This is a genomic window from Paenibacillus sp. FSL R5-0486 (assembly GCF_037975155.1).
GTDB classification, from domain to species: Bacteria; Bacillota; Bacilli; order Paenibacillales; family Paenibacillaceae; genus Paenibacillus; species Paenibacillus amylolyticus.
Genome location: NZ_CP150237.1, coordinates 4082665 through 4100515, shown reverse-complemented (window position 1 = coordinate 4100515; position 17851 = coordinate 4082665). Strand labels below are relative to the sequence as shown.

18 protein-coding genes are annotated in these 17851 nt (G+C 44.2%); 15 read left to right on the top strand and 3 right to left on the bottom strand.

Going from position 1 to position 17851, the window contains the following annotated elements:
* Positions 1-14: 14 nt before the first annotated feature.
* From thiO to MKY01_RS18170, 5 genes are all read left to right on the top strand, one after another.
* Positions 15-1187 carry a glycine oxidase ThiO gene (thiO, locus tag MKY01_RS18190; protein ID WP_339282948.1) on the top strand — a complete coding sequence of 391 codons (1173 nt, stop codon included), beginning with the start codon at positions 15-17 and terminating at the stop codon, positions 1185-1187.
* A complete protein-coding gene (gene thiS / locus MKY01_RS18185; protein ID WP_036613636.1) occupies positions 1184-1387 on the top strand; it encodes a sulfur carrier protein ThiS in 204 nt (67 codons plus the stop codon). Before thiO ends, thiS begins: the two co-directional genes overlap by 4 nt.
* Before the next feature lie 2 nt (positions 1388-1389).
* Entirely contained in the window at positions 1390-2157 is a 768-nt protein-coding gene (locus MKY01_RS18180) for a thiazole synthase (RefSeq protein ID WP_339287206.1), read from the top strand.
* Positions 2154-3203, top strand: coding sequence for a ThiF family adenylyltransferase (locus tag MKY01_RS18175; RefSeq protein WP_339282946.1), 1050 nt, complete (start codon positions 2154-2156; stop codon positions 3201-3203). Before MKY01_RS18180 ends, MKY01_RS18175 begins: the two co-directional genes overlap by 4 nt.
* Before the next feature lie 119 nt (positions 3204-3322).
* Positions 3323-4027, top strand: a complete 705-nt coding sequence (locus tag MKY01_RS18170; protein ID WP_051447319.1) for a response regulator transcription factor — start codon at positions 3323-3325, stop codon at positions 4025-4027.
* Positions 4028-4136: 109 nt separating this feature from the next.
* Here MKY01_RS18170 and MKY01_RS18165 read toward each other — a convergent pair whose 3' ends face one another.
* Both MKY01_RS18165 and MKY01_RS18160 read right to left on the bottom strand, forming a co-directional pair.
* A complete protein-coding gene (locus MKY01_RS18165; RefSeq protein ID WP_076250238.1) occupies positions 4137-4637 on the bottom strand; it encodes a C40 family peptidase in 501 nt (166 codons plus the stop codon).
* Between the two features lie 296 nt (positions 4638-4933).
* Positions 4934-5575, bottom strand: coding sequence for a thiamine diphosphokinase (locus MKY01_RS18160; protein ID WP_339282944.1), 642 nt, complete (start codon positions 5573-5575; stop codon positions 4934-4936).
* 182 nt (positions 5576-5757) lie between these two features.
* Here MKY01_RS18160 and MKY01_RS18155 point away from each other — a divergent pair, with 182 nt between their 5' ends.
* Both MKY01_RS18155 and MKY01_RS18150 read left to right on the top strand, forming a co-directional pair.
* Positions 5758-6459 carry a trimeric intracellular cation channel family protein gene (locus MKY01_RS18155; RefSeq protein ID WP_036613646.1) on the top strand — a complete coding sequence of 234 codons (702 nt, stop codon included), beginning with the start codon at positions 5758-5760 and terminating at the stop codon, positions 6457-6459.
* A gap of 1 nt (position 6460) precedes the next feature.
* Complete coding sequence (locus MKY01_RS18150; protein ID WP_339282943.1) at positions 6461-6931, top strand: low molecular weight protein-tyrosine-phosphatase; 471 nt, start codon at positions 6461-6463, stop codon at positions 6929-6931.
* Between the two features lie 165 nt (positions 6932-7096).
* Here the strand turns inward: MKY01_RS18150 and MKY01_RS18145 are convergent, their stop codons facing one another.
* On the bottom strand, positions 7097-7831 hold the full coding sequence (locus MKY01_RS18145) for an alpha/beta hydrolase-fold protein (RefSeq protein ID WP_100527393.1): 735 nt from the start codon (positions 7829-7831) through the stop codon (positions 7097-7099).
* 256 nt (positions 7832-8087) lie between these two features.
* On the opposite strand from MKY01_RS18145, the gene pdhA reads away from it, so the two are divergent.
* The 8 genes from pdhA to MKY01_RS18105 all read left to right on the top strand — a co-directional run bounded on the left by pdhA (position 8088) and on the right by MKY01_RS18105 (position 17785).
* Positions 8088-9155, top strand: coding sequence for a pyruvate dehydrogenase (acetyl-transferring) E1 component subunit alpha (gene pdhA, locus MKY01_RS18140; RefSeq protein ID WP_017688072.1), 1068 nt, complete (start codon positions 8088-8090; stop codon positions 9153-9155).
* Between the two features lie 101 nt (positions 9156-9256).
* Positions 9257-10234 carry an alpha-ketoacid dehydrogenase subunit beta gene (locus tag MKY01_RS18135; RefSeq protein ID WP_253509102.1) on the top strand — a complete coding sequence of 326 codons (978 nt, stop codon included), beginning with the start codon at positions 9257-9259 and terminating at the stop codon, positions 10232-10234.
* 176 nt (positions 10235-10410) lie between these two features.
* Positions 10411-11730, top strand: a complete 1320-nt coding sequence (locus MKY01_RS18130) for a dihydrolipoamide acetyltransferase family protein (protein WP_339282941.1) — start codon at positions 10411-10413, stop codon at positions 11728-11730.
* Positions 11731-11733: 3 nt separating this feature from the next.
* Positions 11734-13149, top strand: coding sequence for a dihydrolipoyl dehydrogenase (gene lpdA, locus MKY01_RS18125; protein WP_036613658.1), 1416 nt, complete (start codon positions 11734-11736; stop codon positions 13147-13149).
* 476 nt (positions 13150-13625) lie between these two features.
* The gene (thyA, locus tag MKY01_RS18120) at positions 13626-14420 is read left to right on the top strand and encodes a thymidylate synthase (protein ID WP_036613661.1); all 795 of its coding nucleotides are present in this window, start codon (positions 13626-13628) and stop codon (positions 14418-14420) included.
* Between the two features lie 50 nt (positions 14421-14470).
* Entirely contained in the window at positions 14471-14959 is a 489-nt protein-coding gene (locus MKY01_RS18115; protein WP_047843376.1) for a dihydrofolate reductase, read from the top strand.
* A 616-nt stretch (positions 14960-15575) separates the two neighbouring features.
* On the top strand, positions 15576-17063 hold the full coding sequence (locus MKY01_RS18110) for a glutamate synthase subunit beta (RefSeq protein WP_036673826.1): 1488 nt from the start codon (positions 15576-15578) through the stop codon (positions 17061-17063).
* 230 nt (positions 17064-17293) lie between these two features.
* Complete coding sequence (locus MKY01_RS18105) at positions 17294-17785, top strand: Fur family transcriptional regulator (RefSeq protein WP_036613667.1); 492 nt, start codon at positions 17294-17296, stop codon at positions 17783-17785.
* The last annotated feature ends 66 nt before the right edge of the window (positions 17786-17851 follow it).

Here is a 17851-nt window from a genome sequence, read left to right as displayed (position 1 = left end):
AAGGAGATGAGAGGATGAAAAAGATCATTACTGATAGACCGGATAAGATTTATGCAGAAACGATTATTGTAGGCGGAGGCGTTGTTGGATGTGCCATTGCGTATGAGCTTGCTTCCCATGGACAGGATGTGCTGTTACTGGAGCGTTCGACGATTGCAGGAGGCACTTCTTGCGCAGCGGCTGGGATGCTGGCAGCAGACAGTGAGGATTTTGCTCATCCTTTGATGGCTAAGCTCGCCAGGCAGAGTAGACAGTTACTTATCGAGCAACAGGTGCTAATGGCTACACTCAGTGAGGTAGAGACTGGCCTGCAACGCCAGGGATTCCTAACTCCTTTTCGTTCATACAGTGAATTAAGTAGCTATAAGAACAATCGGAAGTCTGCGTTGTCTGCTTCTGCTGATGAGGTGTGGTGGGACCGTTCCGTTGTGCAACAGGAGGCATCATGGCTTAACAGAGATACATATGGAGCCTACTACAGACCTTACGAGAGTGAGATTCTTCCAGTCCATCTAACGAAGGCATATGCTGAATCCGCTCAAGCATTGGGAGCACGGGTTATGGAGGACATACAGGATATACGTGTGCAAGCAAACGAACACGGCGTGCAGGGGATCACCACATCGATCGGTGAGATGAAATGCAAACATGTCATTATAGCGGCTGGATTACAGAGTGAAGAGTTGATGAGACATGTGAATCTGAGCTTGCCTGTGTGGTCGGTAAAAGGTGAAATAGCCGCCGTTCAGTTCTCAGATGAACATGCAGGGTACGGACCTGATAGAACGGTGTATGCAGAGGATATCTATATTGTTCCCAAAGCCAATGGAGAGGTTTGGCTTGGGGCAACCAGTCTGCCAGGCAGAACGGATTTGAACGTTTCTGTACAGGGTGTTCAGAAGCTGCTAACAGCGGCTACCCACTGGGTGCCTGGGATGAAGGAAGCACAATTTATACGAGCGTGGGCAGGCGTAAGACCGGCAACTCCCGATGGACTGCCTTATATAGGTGCTTGCAAGAGTATACCTGGGTTGTTTGCCGCCTTTGGACATTACCGCAACGGTATCTTGCTTAGTGCGATAACAGGCAGGCTTATCGCTGAGTTGCTCGCTGGCAAAAGCTCAGAAGAACTCGGAATTGAGGCGCTGAGCCCTGAGCGATTGAACAGAAAGGGAGTGGTGCAGTGAATATCATCGTTAATGGTCAACGGATGGAGATTGAAGACAGATTGAATCGTGTGGATAAATTACTCCAATCTTTTGATTTGCAAGTCAAGACTGTAGTTGTAGAGCTGAACAAGCATATTTTAACCCGTGAGTATCATGAAACGACGGCATTAAGAGAAGGCGATCGAATCGAGATTGTACATTTTGTAGGAGGCGGTTGATGATGTTGAACATTGGTAAATATACGTTTGAGTCCAGATTGTTGCTTGGAACAGGCAAGTTTTCGGATCTGGAAGTGCAAAGTCAGGCTGTGGAAGCATCTGAAACGGAAGTTTTGACCTTTGCTGTTCGTCGTCTGAATCTGGAAGAGCGTAACCAGAAGCATTTCCTGGATACGTTGGATCTGGATAAATACACACTTCTTCCGAATACGGCAGGGGCTTCCACTGCGGAAGAGGCGGTGCGGATTGCCGAGCTTGCGCGGGCTTCAGGACTTTGTGATATGATAAAAGTCGAAGTCATCGGAGATGGAATGACGTTACTCCCAGATCCGATTGAAACGTACAAGGCTTGCGAAATTTTGCTGGAAAAGGGCTTCACGGTATTGCCTTATATTTCGGATGATGTCATTCTGACCAAAAGGCTACAATTACTTGGCGTACATGCTGTAATGCCTGGCGCTTCTCCCATCGGAGCTGGTAGAGGTATCATCAATCCCTATAACCTTGAGATCATCATTGAGCAGGCCGTTGTACCTGTAATTGTGGATGCAGGATTGCGCTCCCCAAAAGATGCTGCTTATGCGATGGAACTTGGTGCCGATGGCGTATTGTTAAATACAGCCGTATCTGGATCAGGGGATCCAGTGAGCATGGCTAAAGCGATGCGATTGGGGGTAGAAGCGGGTAGATTGGCATATGAGGCAGGCATGATTCCCGTAAAGCGTTATGCAGCAGCCAGTAGTCCGGTGGAAGGAATGGTTCATACATGACAGATCAAATAACATCTTTCGAGCAGGCCGATCGTTATTCCAGACAGGAACGGTACGCGCCACTTGGTAAGGAAGGCCAGGCCAGATTAAAGGGCAGCAGAGTTTTAATTGTAGGCGCTGGCGCACTTGGAACAGGAATTGCAGAAACGTTAGTTCGTTCAGGAGTCGGACACTTAACGATTGTGGATCGTGATTATGTGGAGTGGAGTAACCTGCAGCGGCAGCAATTATATGTAGAACAGGACGCGCTTGAGCGGATACCGAAGGCAATGGCGGCGGAAAAACGTTTATCTGCCATTAATTCCACGGTTCATGTGGAAGGGAAAGTGTTGGACGTCAGAGTAGATGAGTTGGAAGAACTCGTTCAGCATACAGACTTGATCATGGATGCAACGGATAATTTTGATACCCGACTACTCATTAACGATATGGCACAGAAGCACGGTATTCCCTGGATTTATGGTGGATGCGTAGGTAGTTATGGTATTACCTATACGTTTATGCCCGGAGATACGCCATGTTTAAATTGTTTGCTGGGTGAAGTCCCTCTGGGTGGAGATACCTGTGATACGTCTGGCATCATACCTCAAGCGGTACAGATGGTAACGGCGAATCAGACCGCAGAAGCGATGAAGTTACTTAGTGGCAATGCAAATGCATTGAGACGTAAGTTATTGTCATTTGACGTGTGGAGGAACGAATACATATCCATCAATGTGGATGGTGCGAAAAAGAAAGACTGTCCTTCCTGCGGTACTTCGGCAACGTATCCATATCTTTCTGCGTCCAATCTGGAGAAAACCGATGTGTTGTGTGGCAGGGACACCGTTCAGATCCGACCTGCACGGCGCATGAATCTGGATCTTCAACAAACAGCGGAACGTCTGGATAGACTTCAAGAAGGAAAAGTGGAATCCAATCCGTTTCTGGTTTCTTTTACAACAGGAGTCCATAGAATGGTCATTTTCCAAGATGGACGTGTCCTCGTACACGGAACAAAAGACACAGCTGAAGCACGTACGCTCGTCCATCGTTACTTTGGTTAAAGCAAGAAAGAAGCAAAGTCTGTTCCCTTAAGGGAATGGACTTTTTCATTTTACGGCATGCTATCTGTACCAACCATTGCTGCGAGCAGTGGGGATAGAGACAGGCCGGGTGAAAAAGAGTGAAAACAGCCATTTTGCTGATTGGAGCAGGAGAGCAGGTCAGCCTTATTCAGGATGTTTTATGTAGCGAAGGGTATGAAGTGCAACGAATGGAGTGGTCTGAACTAAATCGATCCGTCGAGCCTTCGTTGTTGCATATTAACCTGATCATCCTGGTAGACCGGGAAGAGGGGACGAAACATTGTGGCCAGGATCAGAAATTAGAATTAAAACGATGGTTAGATAAAGGTCAGGTTATACCTCTACTGGTTATTACTTCAAATGCATCTCCTGAGTTCATCGTGGAATGGCTGGATTATGGAGCTAATGACGTGATGGAGGAACCGATCCACATGACCGTAATGCTTGCCAGAATACGAAACTTATTGCGTGTTTTTGCGAATGCAACACCAGAGGGCGAAGAAGTAATTGTAGTTCATGATCTTAAAGTGAATTTGCGTTCAAGACGGGTAAATCGTGCGGGTGAATACCTGACATTAACACCAAAAGAGTACGAATTGCTGGAATTTCTGGCCCTGCATGTGAATGAAGCATGTACCCGGAGTGATATTTTGCGGGAAGTATGGGGATATGAGTATGCGATGGATACCAACGTTGTGGATGTGTATATCAAACATCTGAGGGTTAAGGTGGATAAGGGAAGAAGTGTGAAACTGATTCATACTGTGCGTGGGATCGGTTATATGTTGCATGATAAAAATTAGATTACTAGGTTAGTTCCATGAATCACCAGTTTAAAGTGTGGCAAAAAGAGGGTAAAAATAAAAGACCGGATAATACCCCCGGTCCTTACTCATTAGCTATGATGTGAATCTAAAGTACACGACGAGCTTTAACATACGTTCTCTTCCAAGTACCAGAGTCCAGATCAGAGAGGGTTACGCCTGGAGATCCGTACGTATGCAGAATCTTACCATTTCCCGCATAAACGCCTACGTGAGTGACATTGGAACCGGTAGAACGGCTACCGCTGGAGAAGAATACCAGATCTCCGACACGGAGATTAGCTTTAGACACAGCTTTACCTTCTTTGGATTGGTTCACGGAAGTGCGCGGCAAATCTACACCATACTTTTTGAAAATATATTTCATAAAAGAAGAGCAATCAAAAACTTTGGTTGTTGAGGTTGAAGCACCAAATTTATATGGAGTTCCAGTAAATTGTTTACCATAGTTAACAATCTGTTGACCTGTGGATACAGAAGCAGTTGCTGCCTGTGCAACAGGTGCGTTAGTCATTAATACAGCTCCAAAACCTAGTGTAGCGCACAACCCGACGGTTACGGCCTTTTGGACAAAGATGTTTGTTTTCATGTTAGTTAGTACCTCCAAAATTCGTTTTCGTTAAGTTGCTAGAGCGAGTATAACAGCTTTGTAACAGCCTAGAAATTGGATAGGGGAGTATAATCCCTTGCGCCACAATGGTTTGGGTATGTTTATTAAAATATGATTAAAAATGTCAAAAAATTAATCATTGACGGATGAAGAATAATGATGAAACAACAAAGACCCTTGAATATCAAGGGTCTTTGTTATGTGTGAACCTATTTTCTTCATTGAATCACTGGTTACAAAAACGTAATAAATAACTATATAGCATTCGAATAGATTCAATCTTTGCTCTGAATAATCAGTAATAAGCCGCTATCGATAGTGACTGTACCGGAGGAGCCTAAGAGCTGGTTGCTTACACCCAAGGATTGTCCCATGCGAATGGTGGCTTGATCTAGTGGATACATAAAACCATCTAGAGTTATTCCTGCAACTTCATGAGTCAAGGGGAGCAGAGAAACATATTTATAGTCACGGTGCTCAACCACAGCTTTAGATGTGGTCAGTGTCATGTAGTTGTGCTTGTCCTGAATGGCACAGGAGATATGATGCTGCATCGCGCGAACCATGATATGTACATTGGCGAGTGTGTGATCCATACGTGTACCTGTAGCACCTAACATTAAGATGTGAGAAGGTTCGTAATCTAGCGCTGTCTCAAAAGCCATTTCTGTATCAGTAAGATCTTTGTGAACAGGGTCGCATGTAATGAACCGAATGCTATTGTTACTTACAATGATACGTTCCTCTTCATTAATGGAGTCGAAGTCACCAACTGAAATGTGTGGCTGAATGCCGTGTTCAATTAAAAATAATGCACCGCGATCGGCCGCGATGATCATATCATCTTCTCGTATTTCCTGAAGTAATTCTACAGATAAGTTTCCGCCTGTAAAAATAATAATCCGTTTCGCTGTCATTTTATTTCATCCTTCCTAATTCAGAGAAAAATAGTTCATAGTCCAAATCTAATGTTGGAACCTGTACAAATATATTCACCAAACCAGTATAATCCACAAAATGTGGTTGCACAATTTAAGTGCTCGCGGATACAATGGGTAGAGCGACATGGAGATGACTTGAAAAGTGAGGTTTGAACAGGTTGGACTTACACATTTTTGAAGTATTCAGCATTATAGGCACTATCGCATTTGCAATGTCCGGCGCTTTCGTGGCAATGGAAGAGGAGTATGACATTCTGGGTGTACTAGTGCTTGGACTTGTCACGGCATTCGGAGGCGGGATTATCCGGAATGTACTTATAGGTATACCTGTAACGACACTATGGAGTCAGGGATCACTTATTATGTTAGCCTTAGTATCTGTAGCAATTGCGTTTATATTGCCTCTCAAGTGGATTAGTCACTGGAAGCGAACAGAGGCGTTGTTTGATGCAATCGGACTCGCAGCATTTGCAATTCAAGGGGCGCTGTACGCGGCGAACATGGGACATCCCATTAGCGCAGTTATCGTTGCAGCAGTGATGACCGGTATTGGTGGAGGCGTTATTCGTGATGTGCTTGCTGGACGTAAACCGCTTGTATTGCGTGACGAAATCTATGCTGTATGGGCAATGACAGCCGGTTTTGTTATAGGTATGGGTTGGTTAACAACGAATGCTGGATTATTATTTTGTTTCGCGGCCGTTGTGTTCTTCCGGATGTGCTCTGTACATTATAAATGGAAACTGCCACGTCGTTCGCTCGTACCATCTGAGACCGGAAACGTCAGTCCTCAGCCGGAGAATATTGTGACACAGCCAACATCGTCGGTACTTCAAGGTACGTTAAGTAAGGGGGATTAATATGATTAATGTTTTGTTTGTATGTCTGGGCAATATATGTAGATCACCAATGGCTGAAGCCGTTTTGCGTCACAAAGTCCTGGAGAAGGGGCTTGAACACCAGATTCGTGTGGACTCAGCGGGTACAGGGGACTGGCATGTTGGTAAACCTCCGCATGAAGGGACTCGAAAATTGCTGGATTCGTACCGGATTTCTTATGCCAACATGGCAGCAAGACAGTTCGCCAGCGAAGACTTTACTCAATTTGATTACATTGTGTGTATGGATAATTCCAATGCAGATAATGTGCGCAACGTTCCAGGCGGAGCTGAGGCGGACATCATCAAGTTCATGGACATGCTTCCCGAGGAAAAACTCAGAGAAGTACCTGACCCATATTACACAGGCAATTTTGAAGAGGTGTACGAGCTGGTTAACTCAGGCTGCGATGTTCTGTTGAGTAAGATTGAAGCGGAACATTCCTTAGCCTAAAAAGCAAACGAAATTCATGCTTAATTTGTAATTCGACAAAGAAGCAGGATTAGAGGACTTAAAGTAAGCAGGATATCCTGCTTCTTTTTCAGGTTACAATTGTAAGCGGTATCATTAAAATGAAAAACAATAGCGGCATTTCAGCCGCCTGTTAAAGTGGTCCTTTTATCTTTCCTGGAGAAAATAAAGTAATGCTTCGGGCAATTCCTTCTGCCAAAAACCCCATTGGTGTTTTCCGTCTTTCTCCTGGTAGGAGACGAGGGCACCACGTTTTTCCAGCAATTCTCGAGTATCCCGGTTTAATTGAACGAAATCATACGTACCTGTGTCTGCTTCGAAATCAGTCTCCTGCAAACCAACAATCATCCAGATCGAGAGCCAAGAAAGATCTTCAGCTGCGGCATAGATTTCCTGAGAAGCAGAGTAGAAGGCGCCAGACAGGCTGATCACACGTGTGAACAGATCCGGATATAACAGAGCAAGATGAAGCGAAACACTGCCACCGAGCGAGTCTCCGGCAAGAATGCGTTCCTGCGGAGAACGGCGCACAGGATATTTCTCTTCTATATAGGGAATAATCTCTTCAGCGAAGCAAGCGGTATATGCCTTGAACCGATCTCCAAATGGAGCATATTCCTTCGTTCTCACGGACACATCGACCTGAACCCCTACAATAATGAAAGGTTCGGCTCCTTCGTCCAGAATAATTTGGTTAGCTGTTGTAGCAATTCGTCCGAAATTAAAAAATTCTTCGCCATCCTGACAATATACGACAGGGTAGCTAAGCAATTCGTTATAGCCCGGAGGAAGGTAAATACGGAGCGTTCGCTTCTCTCCAAGATAGCGACTTTCAATCTCTTCCTTCACAATCGTGCGTTTCAAATAGCGGGAATCCGTCATAAAACGTCACCTTTCTCGGTTAATTTTTTGCATTCGACCGCGCAATACGGTAAGATTACCCTTGTGCGGGGTTAGGTCAAACACGCAGTCATGTATTATGCTGTTATACCAATATTAAGCCCCTGTTATACATACAATCCGGCAGGAAACATAAAAAAATTACGGATTTCTTTGACGTATGGAGTGAAACAGGTGTATAATAATATTATAACAGCGGAACTTGATATTCAAATTTTTTGTTGAGGTGAAGAAAAAAATGAGCAAGGTTCCTTATGAAGTGTATACAGAGGATGTAGAAGCTCTGTCCGTGCTGTCTCCTGACGGCGAAATTGTTAACAAAGACATGATGCCTACACTTTCCGATGATCAATTAAAAGAAATTATGTACCGCATGGTATTTACCCGTACTTGGGATGACCGTGCAGTAAACCTGGGCCGTCAAGGTCGTCTTGGTTTCTATGCTCCAGTATCTGGTCAAGAAGCTACAATGGTTGGTAGTGAATTTGCAATTGAAAAAGAAGACTTTGTATGTCCTGGCTATCGTGACATTCCGCAACTCGTATGGCATGGACTTCCTCTTTATCAAGCATTCTTGTACTCCCGTGGACACCAACATGGTGGACAAATTCCAGATGGCGTTAATGTATTGATGCCACAAATCATCATTGGTGCACAAATTCTGCATGCAATGGGTATCGCTATGGGTTACAAATTGAAGAAACAAAAACAAGTTGTTATCACGTACACAGGTGATGGCGGTTCTTCTGAAGGTGACTTCTATGAAGGTCTGAACTACGCTGGTGTATACAAACTGCCTGTTATCTTCTTTGTACAAAACAATGGTTATGCCATCACAACTCCTTTTGCTAAACAAACTGCAGCTCTGTCCATCGCTCACAAAGCGGTAGCAGCAGGTATCAAAGGTGTTAAAGTTGACGGTATGGACATCTTCGCTGTTATCAAAGCTGTTCAGGAAGCTGCTGAGCGCGGACGTAACGGAGAAGGCGCAACATTGATCGAAGCAGTAACTTATCGTTTCCGTCCTCACTCCCTTTCGGATGATGCTTCCAAGTATCGTACAAAAGAAGAAGAGGCTGAATGGTCTGCTAAAGATCCTATCGCACGTTTCGCTAAATATCTGGAGAAAAAAGGTCTTTGGACTGAAGAAGATACAGCACGTGTGAAAGAAGAAGCAAAAGCTAAAGTAAACGAAGAGATCAAAAAAGCGGAAAAAACCGAGAAAATGACGATTTCAGGCTTGATCGACAGCATGTTCGAACAAACGCCTAAGCACTTGGAAGAGCAAAAAGCTGATTTCCAATAAGTTTTTTCCGATAAAGCATAAACATCCGCGACTTTAATGTCCCGGTATACATGTACGAATTCAAATGTGAACTGTCAATGTTTAAGGAGGAAATGAAGCAAATGGCACAAATGAACATGAAAGAAGCAATCCGTGATGCGCTTCGCGTGGAGTTGAAACGTGATCCTAACGTTCTGCTTTTCGGTGAAGACGTAGGTAATGTAGGCGGCGTTTTCCGTGTAACGGAAGGTCTGCAAAAAGAGTTTGGCGAAGAGCGTGTATTTGATACACCACTGGCTGAGTCCGCTATTGGTGGTCTGGCTGTAGGTCTGGGTGTACAAGGCTTCCGTCCGGTTGCTGAGATCCAATTCGTTGGTTTTATCTTTGAAGCCCTTGACCAAATGGTAGTGCAAGCTGCTCGTATGCGTTTCCGCTCCGGTGGAAAATACAATTCTCCAATCGTATTCCGTACACCATTCGGTGGCGGCGTAAAAGCGGCAGAATTGCATACAGATTCCCTGGAAGGTCTGCTCACGCAAACACCAGGTATCAAAGTCGTAATTCCTTCTAACCCTTACGATGCAAAAGGTCTGATGATCGCTTCTATTCGCGATAACGATCCTGTATTCTTCATGGAGCACTTGAACTTGTACCATGCTTTCCGTGCAGAAGTGCCTGAAGAAGATTACGTTGTTGAATTGGGCAAAGCGAACGTTGTTCGTGAAGGTTCCGATGCAACGATCATTACTTACGGTATGATGGTTCACACTTCTGTGAAAGCAGCAGATGAACTCGAAAAACAAGGAATCAAAGTTGAAGTTATCGACCTTCGTACGGTTAGCCCGATCGACATCGATACTATCGTTGCTTCCGTTAAGAAAACAAACCGTGCAATTGTTGTACAGGAAGCTCAAAAGAGCGCAGGTGTTGCAGCTGAAGTCATTGCCCAAATCAATGAAAAAGCAATCCTGCACTTGGAAGCTCCGGTTCTGCGTGTAGCTGGTCCGGACACTGTATATCCATTTGCACAAATCGAAGATACATGGCTGCCTAACCCGGCGCGTATCATTGCTGCGGTTAACAAAGTCGTAAATTTCTAATTTAATCATCTGACATGCCGCAAGGCGCAGTATGGTGATTCACACCGCAGCGCAAGCTGCACTGTAAACAGCCATTAGCCCCTTGAGTAACAGTTATTTGCATTAGCAGTAACAGTTGTTTCTTGGAGTTAAGGGTTGTTTTCAGGATTGAGCACATAATCAAGGAGGTTTTTCAGTTGGCTAAATTTGAATATAAATTCCCTGAATTGGGCGAAGGCCTGCACGAAGGCGAAATCATCAAGATGCACATCAAAGTCGGTGACAAAGTAACTGACGACGACATCATCATGGAAGTACAGAACGACAAAGCGGTTGTAGAAGTACCTTGTCCGGTTAACGGAACAGTTACAGAAGTATTCGCTAAAGACGGTCAAGTCTGCCACGTTGGTGAAGTTGTAGCGATCATCGATGCAGAAGGCGAACTTCCTGAGCAAGACGACGCTCCTGCTGGCGATCAAGGCGAGCAAGAGAAAGATGCAGCTCAAGGCGGAGCTGACACAAGCGGTTCTTCTGCAGCAACTTCCAGCTCGGATGCAGCTAAAGAAGGCGGCAACAACAGCGTTCCGGCAGTACCTGCCAAAGACGTTCTGGCAACACCAAGCGTGCGTAAATTTGCTCGCGAACAAGGTGTAGACATCGCTCAGGTTAACGGCACTGGCAACAACGGTAAAGTAACCAAAGAAGATGTTGAATCCTTCAAAAACGGTGGCGGTTCTTCCGCAGCGGCATCTTCCGAAGCTCCGGCTCAAGAAGAGAAAAAATCCGCAGCACCAGCAGCTGCAGCTGATCAACACATTGAAGAAGAGCGCGTACCATTCAAAGGTATCCGTAAAGCGATCTCTAATGCAATGGTTAAATCGGCTTACACAGCACCTCACGTTACAATCATGGACGAAGTGGACGTAACTGAATTGGTTGCTTTCCGTACTCGCATGAAACCAATTGCAGAGAAAAAAGGAACAAAAGTTACTTATCTGCCATTCATCGTTAAAGCACTGGTTGCGGCTTCCCGCCAATTCCCGGCTCTGAACGCTATGATTGATGAAGAAGCTAACGAAATTGTTTACAAAAAATACTACAACATCGGTATCGCTACAGATACAGACAACGGCTTGATCGTTCCTGTTATCAAAGATGCTGATCGTAAATCCATCTGGATGATTGCTGATTCTATCCGTGATCTGGCTGCTCGTGGTCGTGAGGGCAAATTGAGCGCGAATGAAATGAGAGGAAGCACAATCTCCATCAGTAACATCGGTTCTGCTGGCGGTATGTTCTTCACTCCAATCATCAACTTCCCTGAAGTTGCTATTCTCGGAACAGGACGCATCAGCGAAAAAGCAGTGATCAAAAACGGCGAAGTAGTTGCAGCACCTGTAATGGCTCTTTCCCTGAGCTTTGACCACCGTATCATCGATGGCGCAACAGCACAAAACTTTATGAATTACATTAAACAGCTGCTCGCTAACCCTGAGCTGCTTGTTATGGAGGTGTAAGATATGGTAGTAGGCGACGCTTCTCTCAATATCGACACATTAGTAATTGGTGCGGGTCCTGGCGGCTATGTAGCTGCCATCCGCGCTGCTCAACTGGGCCAAAGCGTATTGATCGTAGACAAATCCGAACTGGGCGGTGTTTGTTTGAACCGTGGATGTATTCCATCCAAAGCCCTGATCTCTGCTGCACACCAATATGAGTCTGCACTTCACGGTGAAGCTTTTGGTATCTCTGCTGAGAACGTAAAAGTGGACTTCAGCAAAACTCAAGAGTTCAAAAACGGCGTTGTTAAGAAAATGACTGGCGGCGTAGCTGGTTTGCTCAAAGGCAACAAAGTTGAAGTTTTCAACGGTGAGTGCATGTTCATCAACGAAAACGAAGCTCGTGTATTCAATGACCACGAGTCTCCACGTTACAAATTTAAAAATGCAATTATTGCAACAGGTTCCCGTCCAATCGAACTGAAACCTTTCCCGTTCGGCGGACGCATTCTGTCTTCGACAGAAGCTCTGAACTTGCCTGAAGTACCAAAAAGCATGATCGTTATCGGTGGCGGATATATCGGTGCTGAGCTTGGTCAAATGTACTCCAAATTCGGTGCGAAAGTAACAATCATCGAAGGTTTGGATACAGTACTGCCAGGTTTCGATAAAGACATGACTAGCCTCGTGGCTAAAAACATGAAGAAAACAGGCATCGAAATCGTAACGGGTGCAAAAGCTGAAAGTGCTGAGCAAACGGATAAAGATGTAACTGTTAAGTACTCTGTAAATGGTGAGTCCAAAGAAGTAACTGCGGATTACCTGCTGGTAACTGTTGGACGTCGTCCAAACACAGATGGAGAACTGGGTCTCGACATGATTGGTGTTGACGTTGACGAGCGTGGATTTGTCAAAGTTGACCACCAAGGTCGCACTAGCATTCCTCACATCTTCGCAATCGGTGATATCGTATCTGGCTTGGCTCTGGCACACAAAGCTTCTTATGAAGGTAAAGTGGCTGCTGAAGCAATCGCAGGACAACCATCTGTAGTTGACTACAAATGTATGCCAGCTGTTGTGTTCACAGATCCAGAGTGTTCCAGCGTAGGTTACACTGAAAAAGAAGCTAAAGAAAAAGGTTACAAAGTAAAAGCAGGCAAGTTCCCTTATGCGGGTAATGGCCGTGCTGTATCTTTGAACCACGCTGAAGGCTTCGTGAAAATCGTAGCTGACGAAGAAAGCGGCCTTGTATTGGGTTGCCAAATCGTAGGTCTGGAAGCTTCCAACCTGATTGCTGAGCTTGGTTTGGCAATTGAGATGGGCGCTACTTTGGAAGATCTGGCTCTCACAATTCACGCTCACCCAACTTTGGGCGAAATCGTGATGGAAGCTGCGGAATTGGTTATGGGTCACCCGATCCACATCATCTCCCGTTAAGATCATCTAAGCTTCGGATCTGTCCGGCATTATACGTATATCAGAAGAGACGAATGACGTTAACGCGTTATTCGTCTCTTTTTTCTGAGCAAGAGCCGAGGAATTTAAGATGCTCTTGTATGTGATATGATGAAAATTTACACGCTCGTAAGTTTCAGTGAATTGATTTTATCAACAACTCAATTGTGGTACACTGTAGTAATGATCAGTCATGATGTGGCTCCAAGCCAATCACGGTCTATATATTTAGTTAAACTAACCTTTTACACGAGAACGTAGAGAACAGGAAAAACCTGAAGAAGCGGAGCTAAAAGCTTTCTGAAGGAAAGCTGCATCGGAAGCATACGCTTCGCCTTTATCCCCGGATTTTACCTTTGGAAAAGGAGATTAAAAAAATCTGGGGATAACAGCGATCGGAAGGTTGTTCTGTTATCGGAGTGGTAAGTGTAAATATTCTTTAGTGAGGGGATTTCAACATGAAAAACTATCTCGATTTATTGCAGGATATTCTGAACAACGGCGTGCATAAAGGAGACCGTACAGGAACAGGAACACAATCTGTATTTGGCAGACAACTCCGTTATGATCTCTCCGAAGGATTTCCGCTGGTAACAACCAAACGAATTCATCTCAAATCGGTTATTCATGAACTGTTATGGTTTTTGAGTGGCGATACCAATATATCTTATTTGAAAGAAAACGGTGTGAAGATCTGGGACGACTGGGCGGACGAAAATGGGGATCTCGGTCCGGTATACGGCTCGCAGTGGCGTACATGGGAAGCCCCAAACGGAGAAAAAATTGATCAGATCGCCGCAGTCATTGATTCGATCAAAAATAATCCGGATTCACGGCGTCACCTTGTCAGTGCATGGAATGTGGCTGAGATCAATAATATGAAGCTTCCACCTTGTCATTTTGCGTTTCAGTTTTACGTTGCAGAGGGTAAATTATCTTGTATGCTTACGATGCGTTCCGTAGATACGTTCCTCGGATTGCCGTTTAACATCGCGAGTTATGCGCTCTTGACTCATATGATCGCCCAGCAATGTGATCTTGAGGTAGGTGATTTCATCTGGTCTGGAGGGGATGTTCATATCTACTCTAACCATGTTGATCAGGTTAAGACTCAGTTGGAGCGTGAACCTTATGCTTTACCTAAGCTGGTAATCAAGCGTAAGCCGGATTCTATTTTTGATTATAAGTTTGAAGATTTTGAGTTTGAGAACTATCAGCATCATCCGGGCATTAAAGCTCCAATTGCAGTCTAATTATGTGTTCAATCTCGACAAGAAACTTGGATTGAAGGAGTGTATTACCCTTGAGTATTGAATTGGTATGGGCAATGGGGGAGAACGGTGTGATTGGATTAAATAATTCGATTCCATGGCGTTTACCCAAGGATATGGCCTTTTTCAAACAACGTACGCTGAACAAAACCATTATCATGGGACGTAATACGTGGGAATCTTTTGGTGGTAAGCCGCTTCCTCAGCGTCGTAATATCGTAGTGACAAGAGATCTGAACTACAAGGTGGAACAGGCTGAAATCGTACATACGATTGAGGAGGGTCTGAGTCTAACCAAAGGTGAGGAACTGTGCGTAATTGGGGGTTCCCAAGTGTATCGTGAGTTCCTGCCGCTTGCAGATCGTCTTGTGGTGACCAAAATTCATGAGAATTTTGAGGGAGATACGTTTTTCCCTGAAGTGGATTGGTCCGAATGGGAACTGATTGAACAGATTGAAGGCGAACAGGATGAGAAAAATGTTCATGCTTATACTTTTGAATTTTACGAACGTAAACGGTAAATGTGGCATAAGAAATTCCTGACTTCGGTCGTATTTGTATGATGAGAGGCGCTGATTGCGAAATATTCGTGAACAGCGTCTTTTCTTTATAAAAAAAATGAGTCACTTGTTTAAACTGGAATACATATAACATTAATATAACACGAGTAATTGGTATTTATGTATATTATACATACGGCCAAGCATTAAACAGTAAAAAAGTGTAAAAGTTTTGAGGTTTTAACGTTGTGAAGCCCTAAAATAGGTCTGATATTCGGAATTGAGAACGATTTATAGCAAAATATGTTGAATTTGATGACAAATTATCTGACATTCACTTAACGTTTCGACCTTTTATTTCTTTAACACAAGCCAGATTTCGCAGTTCAAAACCACATTTAACACCAAAATAAGGGTATTGACCATGGGTAGACTTGAAAGATATGATGTATAAAATACAAATAATTATGCGGATAATCCATTTAATATTCAGCACAGTAAATGCTACTATAATTGAAATATCTTCGAGAAGATTTTGTGATACAATAGACAAAAACTCAAGTAATGAGTAATCCATTTCATATAGAACCATGCACATGAAGGGATTAAGACAAGAACGGATGGGGGAAAACGTAAGATGTCTACACCTACTGGATTTATGGAATACAAACGTCAACTGCCAACAGATCGTGAGCCAGCGGAGCGGATTAAGGATTGGGAAGAGTTTCATAAACACATGGCTGAAGAAGAGCTCAGAACACAAGGTGCACGATGCATGGATTGTGGTACCCCGTATTGCCATACAGGTATAGATATGATTGGCGGCACGTCAGGTTGCCCCGTGCATAACCTGATTCCAGAATGGAATAATCTTGTATATCGCGGACTGTGGAGAGAAGCACTTGAGCGCCTTCACAAAACGAATAATTTCCCAGAGTTTACAGGTCGCGTCTGTCCAGCTCCTTGCGAAGGATCATGTACAGTTGGCTTAATTGGTCAGCCTGTAACCATCAAAACGATTGAAGAAGCAATTATTGAAAAAGGTTTCGAAGAAGGATGGGTGGTTCCCCAACCTCCTGAAAAACGCACGGGTAAACGTGTAGCTGTGGTAGGTTCAGGTCCAGCGGGATTAGCTACTGCGGCTCAGTTGAATAAAGCAGGACACTCGGTAACCGTATATGAGCGTTCGGACCGTGTCGGCGGATTGCTGATGTACGGTATCCCAACGATGAAATTGGATAAAAACGTAGTTCAACGTCGTGTTGATCTGCTCGAAGCAGAAGGCATTCAATTCATTACGAACACCGAGATTGGTAAAGATATTGCAGCACAACAACTGGTGGATGAATATGACGCTGTTGTATTGTGCGGTGGTGCAACGAAGCCGCGTGAATTCAATATTGAAGGCAGCGACTTAAAAGGCGTTCATTACGCAATGGATTTCCTGAATGGCAGTATTAAGAGTTATCTGGACTCCAATCTGGAAGATGGTCAATATCTGTCCGCTAAAGATAAAGATATTATCGTCATTGGTGGCGGTGATACAGGATCTGACTGTGTGGCTACATCTTTGCGCCATGGTTGTCGTACGATCACTCAATTCGGTACGCATACACAAGCGCCTATGGAACGTGATCGCATTAATAATCCTTGGCCACAATTCCCGAACGTATACACACTTGATTATGCGCAAGAGGAAGCCAAAGCGTTGTTTGGTCAAGATCCGCGTGAATTCTCCATCATGACAACGAAATTTGTCGGAGATGATGAGGGGAACCTCAAAGAATTGCATACAGTACAGATCGAGCGTATTGTGGATGAGACTGGTCGCAAGATTTATCAGCCGATTCCAGGTACAGAGCGTGTATTCCCGGCTCAGATGGCCATGATTGCCATTGGTTTTGATGGACCGGAACAAACGTTGGTAGAGCAACTGGGGCTTGCAACAGATCGTCGCACAAACGTTAAGGCACGTTACGGCAAATACAACACCAATGTGGATAAAGTATTTGCAGCAGGTGACATGCGTCGTGGTCAAAGCTTGGTTGTATGGGCGATTAATGAAGGCCGTGAGGCTGCTCGTGAAGTGGACAAATACTTGATGGGTGCTTCGGTTCTGGTGTAAAGTATAGAATAAGATATCAATGACAACCTTCGCGATCAGCGAGGGTTGTTTGCTGTTATTTTAACCAATTTGACTACATATTTCATGTAAGTGTGAGCAATATCATTGCTTTTTAAGTGATAAAGATTTATTATTATATTATAATGATTATAAATAAGGATTAACTGAAACCATGAATCTGTACGATAAAAGTAAATTTCAATGAATATAAATCGGAGGTGCGACCTGCTATGGCAAGTAACCGGGACAAGTCCATTTCAGAACAGATCTTTCACATTAAAAATCAATTGGTTGAAAAAGGATATAAGTTAACACAACAACGGGAAGTTACTGTACGTGTATTGCTTGAACATGAAAAGGATCATTTTAGCGCAGAGGAAGTATTTCTGCTGGTTAAGGAGCAGTTCCCTGAGATTGGATTGGCTACCGTATACCGCACTCTCGAACTGCTGAGTGACCTTCAGGTCGTTGAAAAGATTAACTTTGGTGACGGCGCTGCGCGCTTTGATCTGCGAAGTACAGACGGTTCCCATCACCACCATCATTTGATCTGTACAGAATGTGGTAAAGTGGAAGAGATTATGGAAGATGGTCTGCTTCGTTTGGAACAACAAATCGAGCGTCAGTATGGCTTTGCTGTTACGGATCATCGTCTGGATTTCCAAGGAGTATGCAAAGAGTGCAGACAAAAGCATGTATTAAAGGAACAGGCAGCAGGATAATTCATTTCGGGAAGGTGCTCCCGAATCCAAAATCTGATATAATGAGTTTCAGAAGCAAGGGGCTTC

What these genes read in the sequence shown, in the direction of transcription:
- thiO (WP_339282948.1), top strand. Translation starts at nt 15, where the DNA reads ATGAAAAAGATCATTACTGATAGACCGGATAAGATTTATGCAGAAACG.
- MKY01_RS18180 (WP_339287206.1), top strand. Translation starts at nt 1,390, where the DNA reads ATGTTGAACATTGGTAAATATACGTTTGAGTCCAGATTGTTGCTTGGA.
- MKY01_RS18175 (WP_339282946.1), top strand. Translation starts at nt 2,154, where the DNA reads ATGACAGATCAAATAACATCTTTCGAGCAGGCCGATCGTTATTCCAGA.
- MKY01_RS18165 (WP_076250238.1), bottom strand. Translation starts at nt 4,637, where the DNA reads ATGAAAACAAACATCTTTGTCCAAAAGGCCGTAACCGTCGGGTTGTGC.
- MKY01_RS18160 (WP_339282944.1), bottom strand. Translation starts at nt 5,575, where the DNA reads ATGACAGCGAAACGGATTATTATTTTTACAGGCGGAAACTTATCTGTA.
- MKY01_RS18150 (WP_339282943.1), top strand. Translation starts at nt 6,461, where the DNA reads ATGATTAATGTTTTGTTTGTATGTCTGGGCAATATATGTAGATCACCA.
- MKY01_RS18145 (WP_100527393.1), bottom strand. Translation starts at nt 7,831, where the DNA reads ATGACGGATTCCCGCTATTTGAAACGCACGATTGTGAAGGAAGAGATT.
- pdhA (WP_017688072.1), top strand. Translation starts at nt 8,088, where the DNA reads ATGAGCAAGGTTCCTTATGAAGTGTATACAGAGGATGTAGAAGCTCTG.
- MKY01_RS18135 (WP_253509102.1), top strand. Translation starts at nt 9,257, where the DNA reads ATGGCACAAATGAACATGAAAGAAGCAATCCGTGATGCGCTTCGCGTG.
- lpdA (WP_036613658.1), top strand. Translation starts at nt 11,734, where the DNA reads ATGGTAGTAGGCGACGCTTCTCTCAATATCGACACATTAGTAATTGGT.
- thyA (WP_036613661.1), top strand. Translation starts at nt 13,626, where the DNA reads ATGAAAAACTATCTCGATTTATTGCAGGATATTCTGAACAACGGCGTG.
- MKY01_RS18110 (WP_036673826.1), top strand. Translation starts at nt 15,576, where the DNA reads ATGTCTACACCTACTGGATTTATGGAATACAAACGTCAACTGCCAACA.
- MKY01_RS18105 (WP_036613667.1), top strand. Translation starts at nt 17,294, where the DNA reads ATGGCAAGTAACCGGGACAAGTCCATTTCAGAACAGATCTTTCACATT.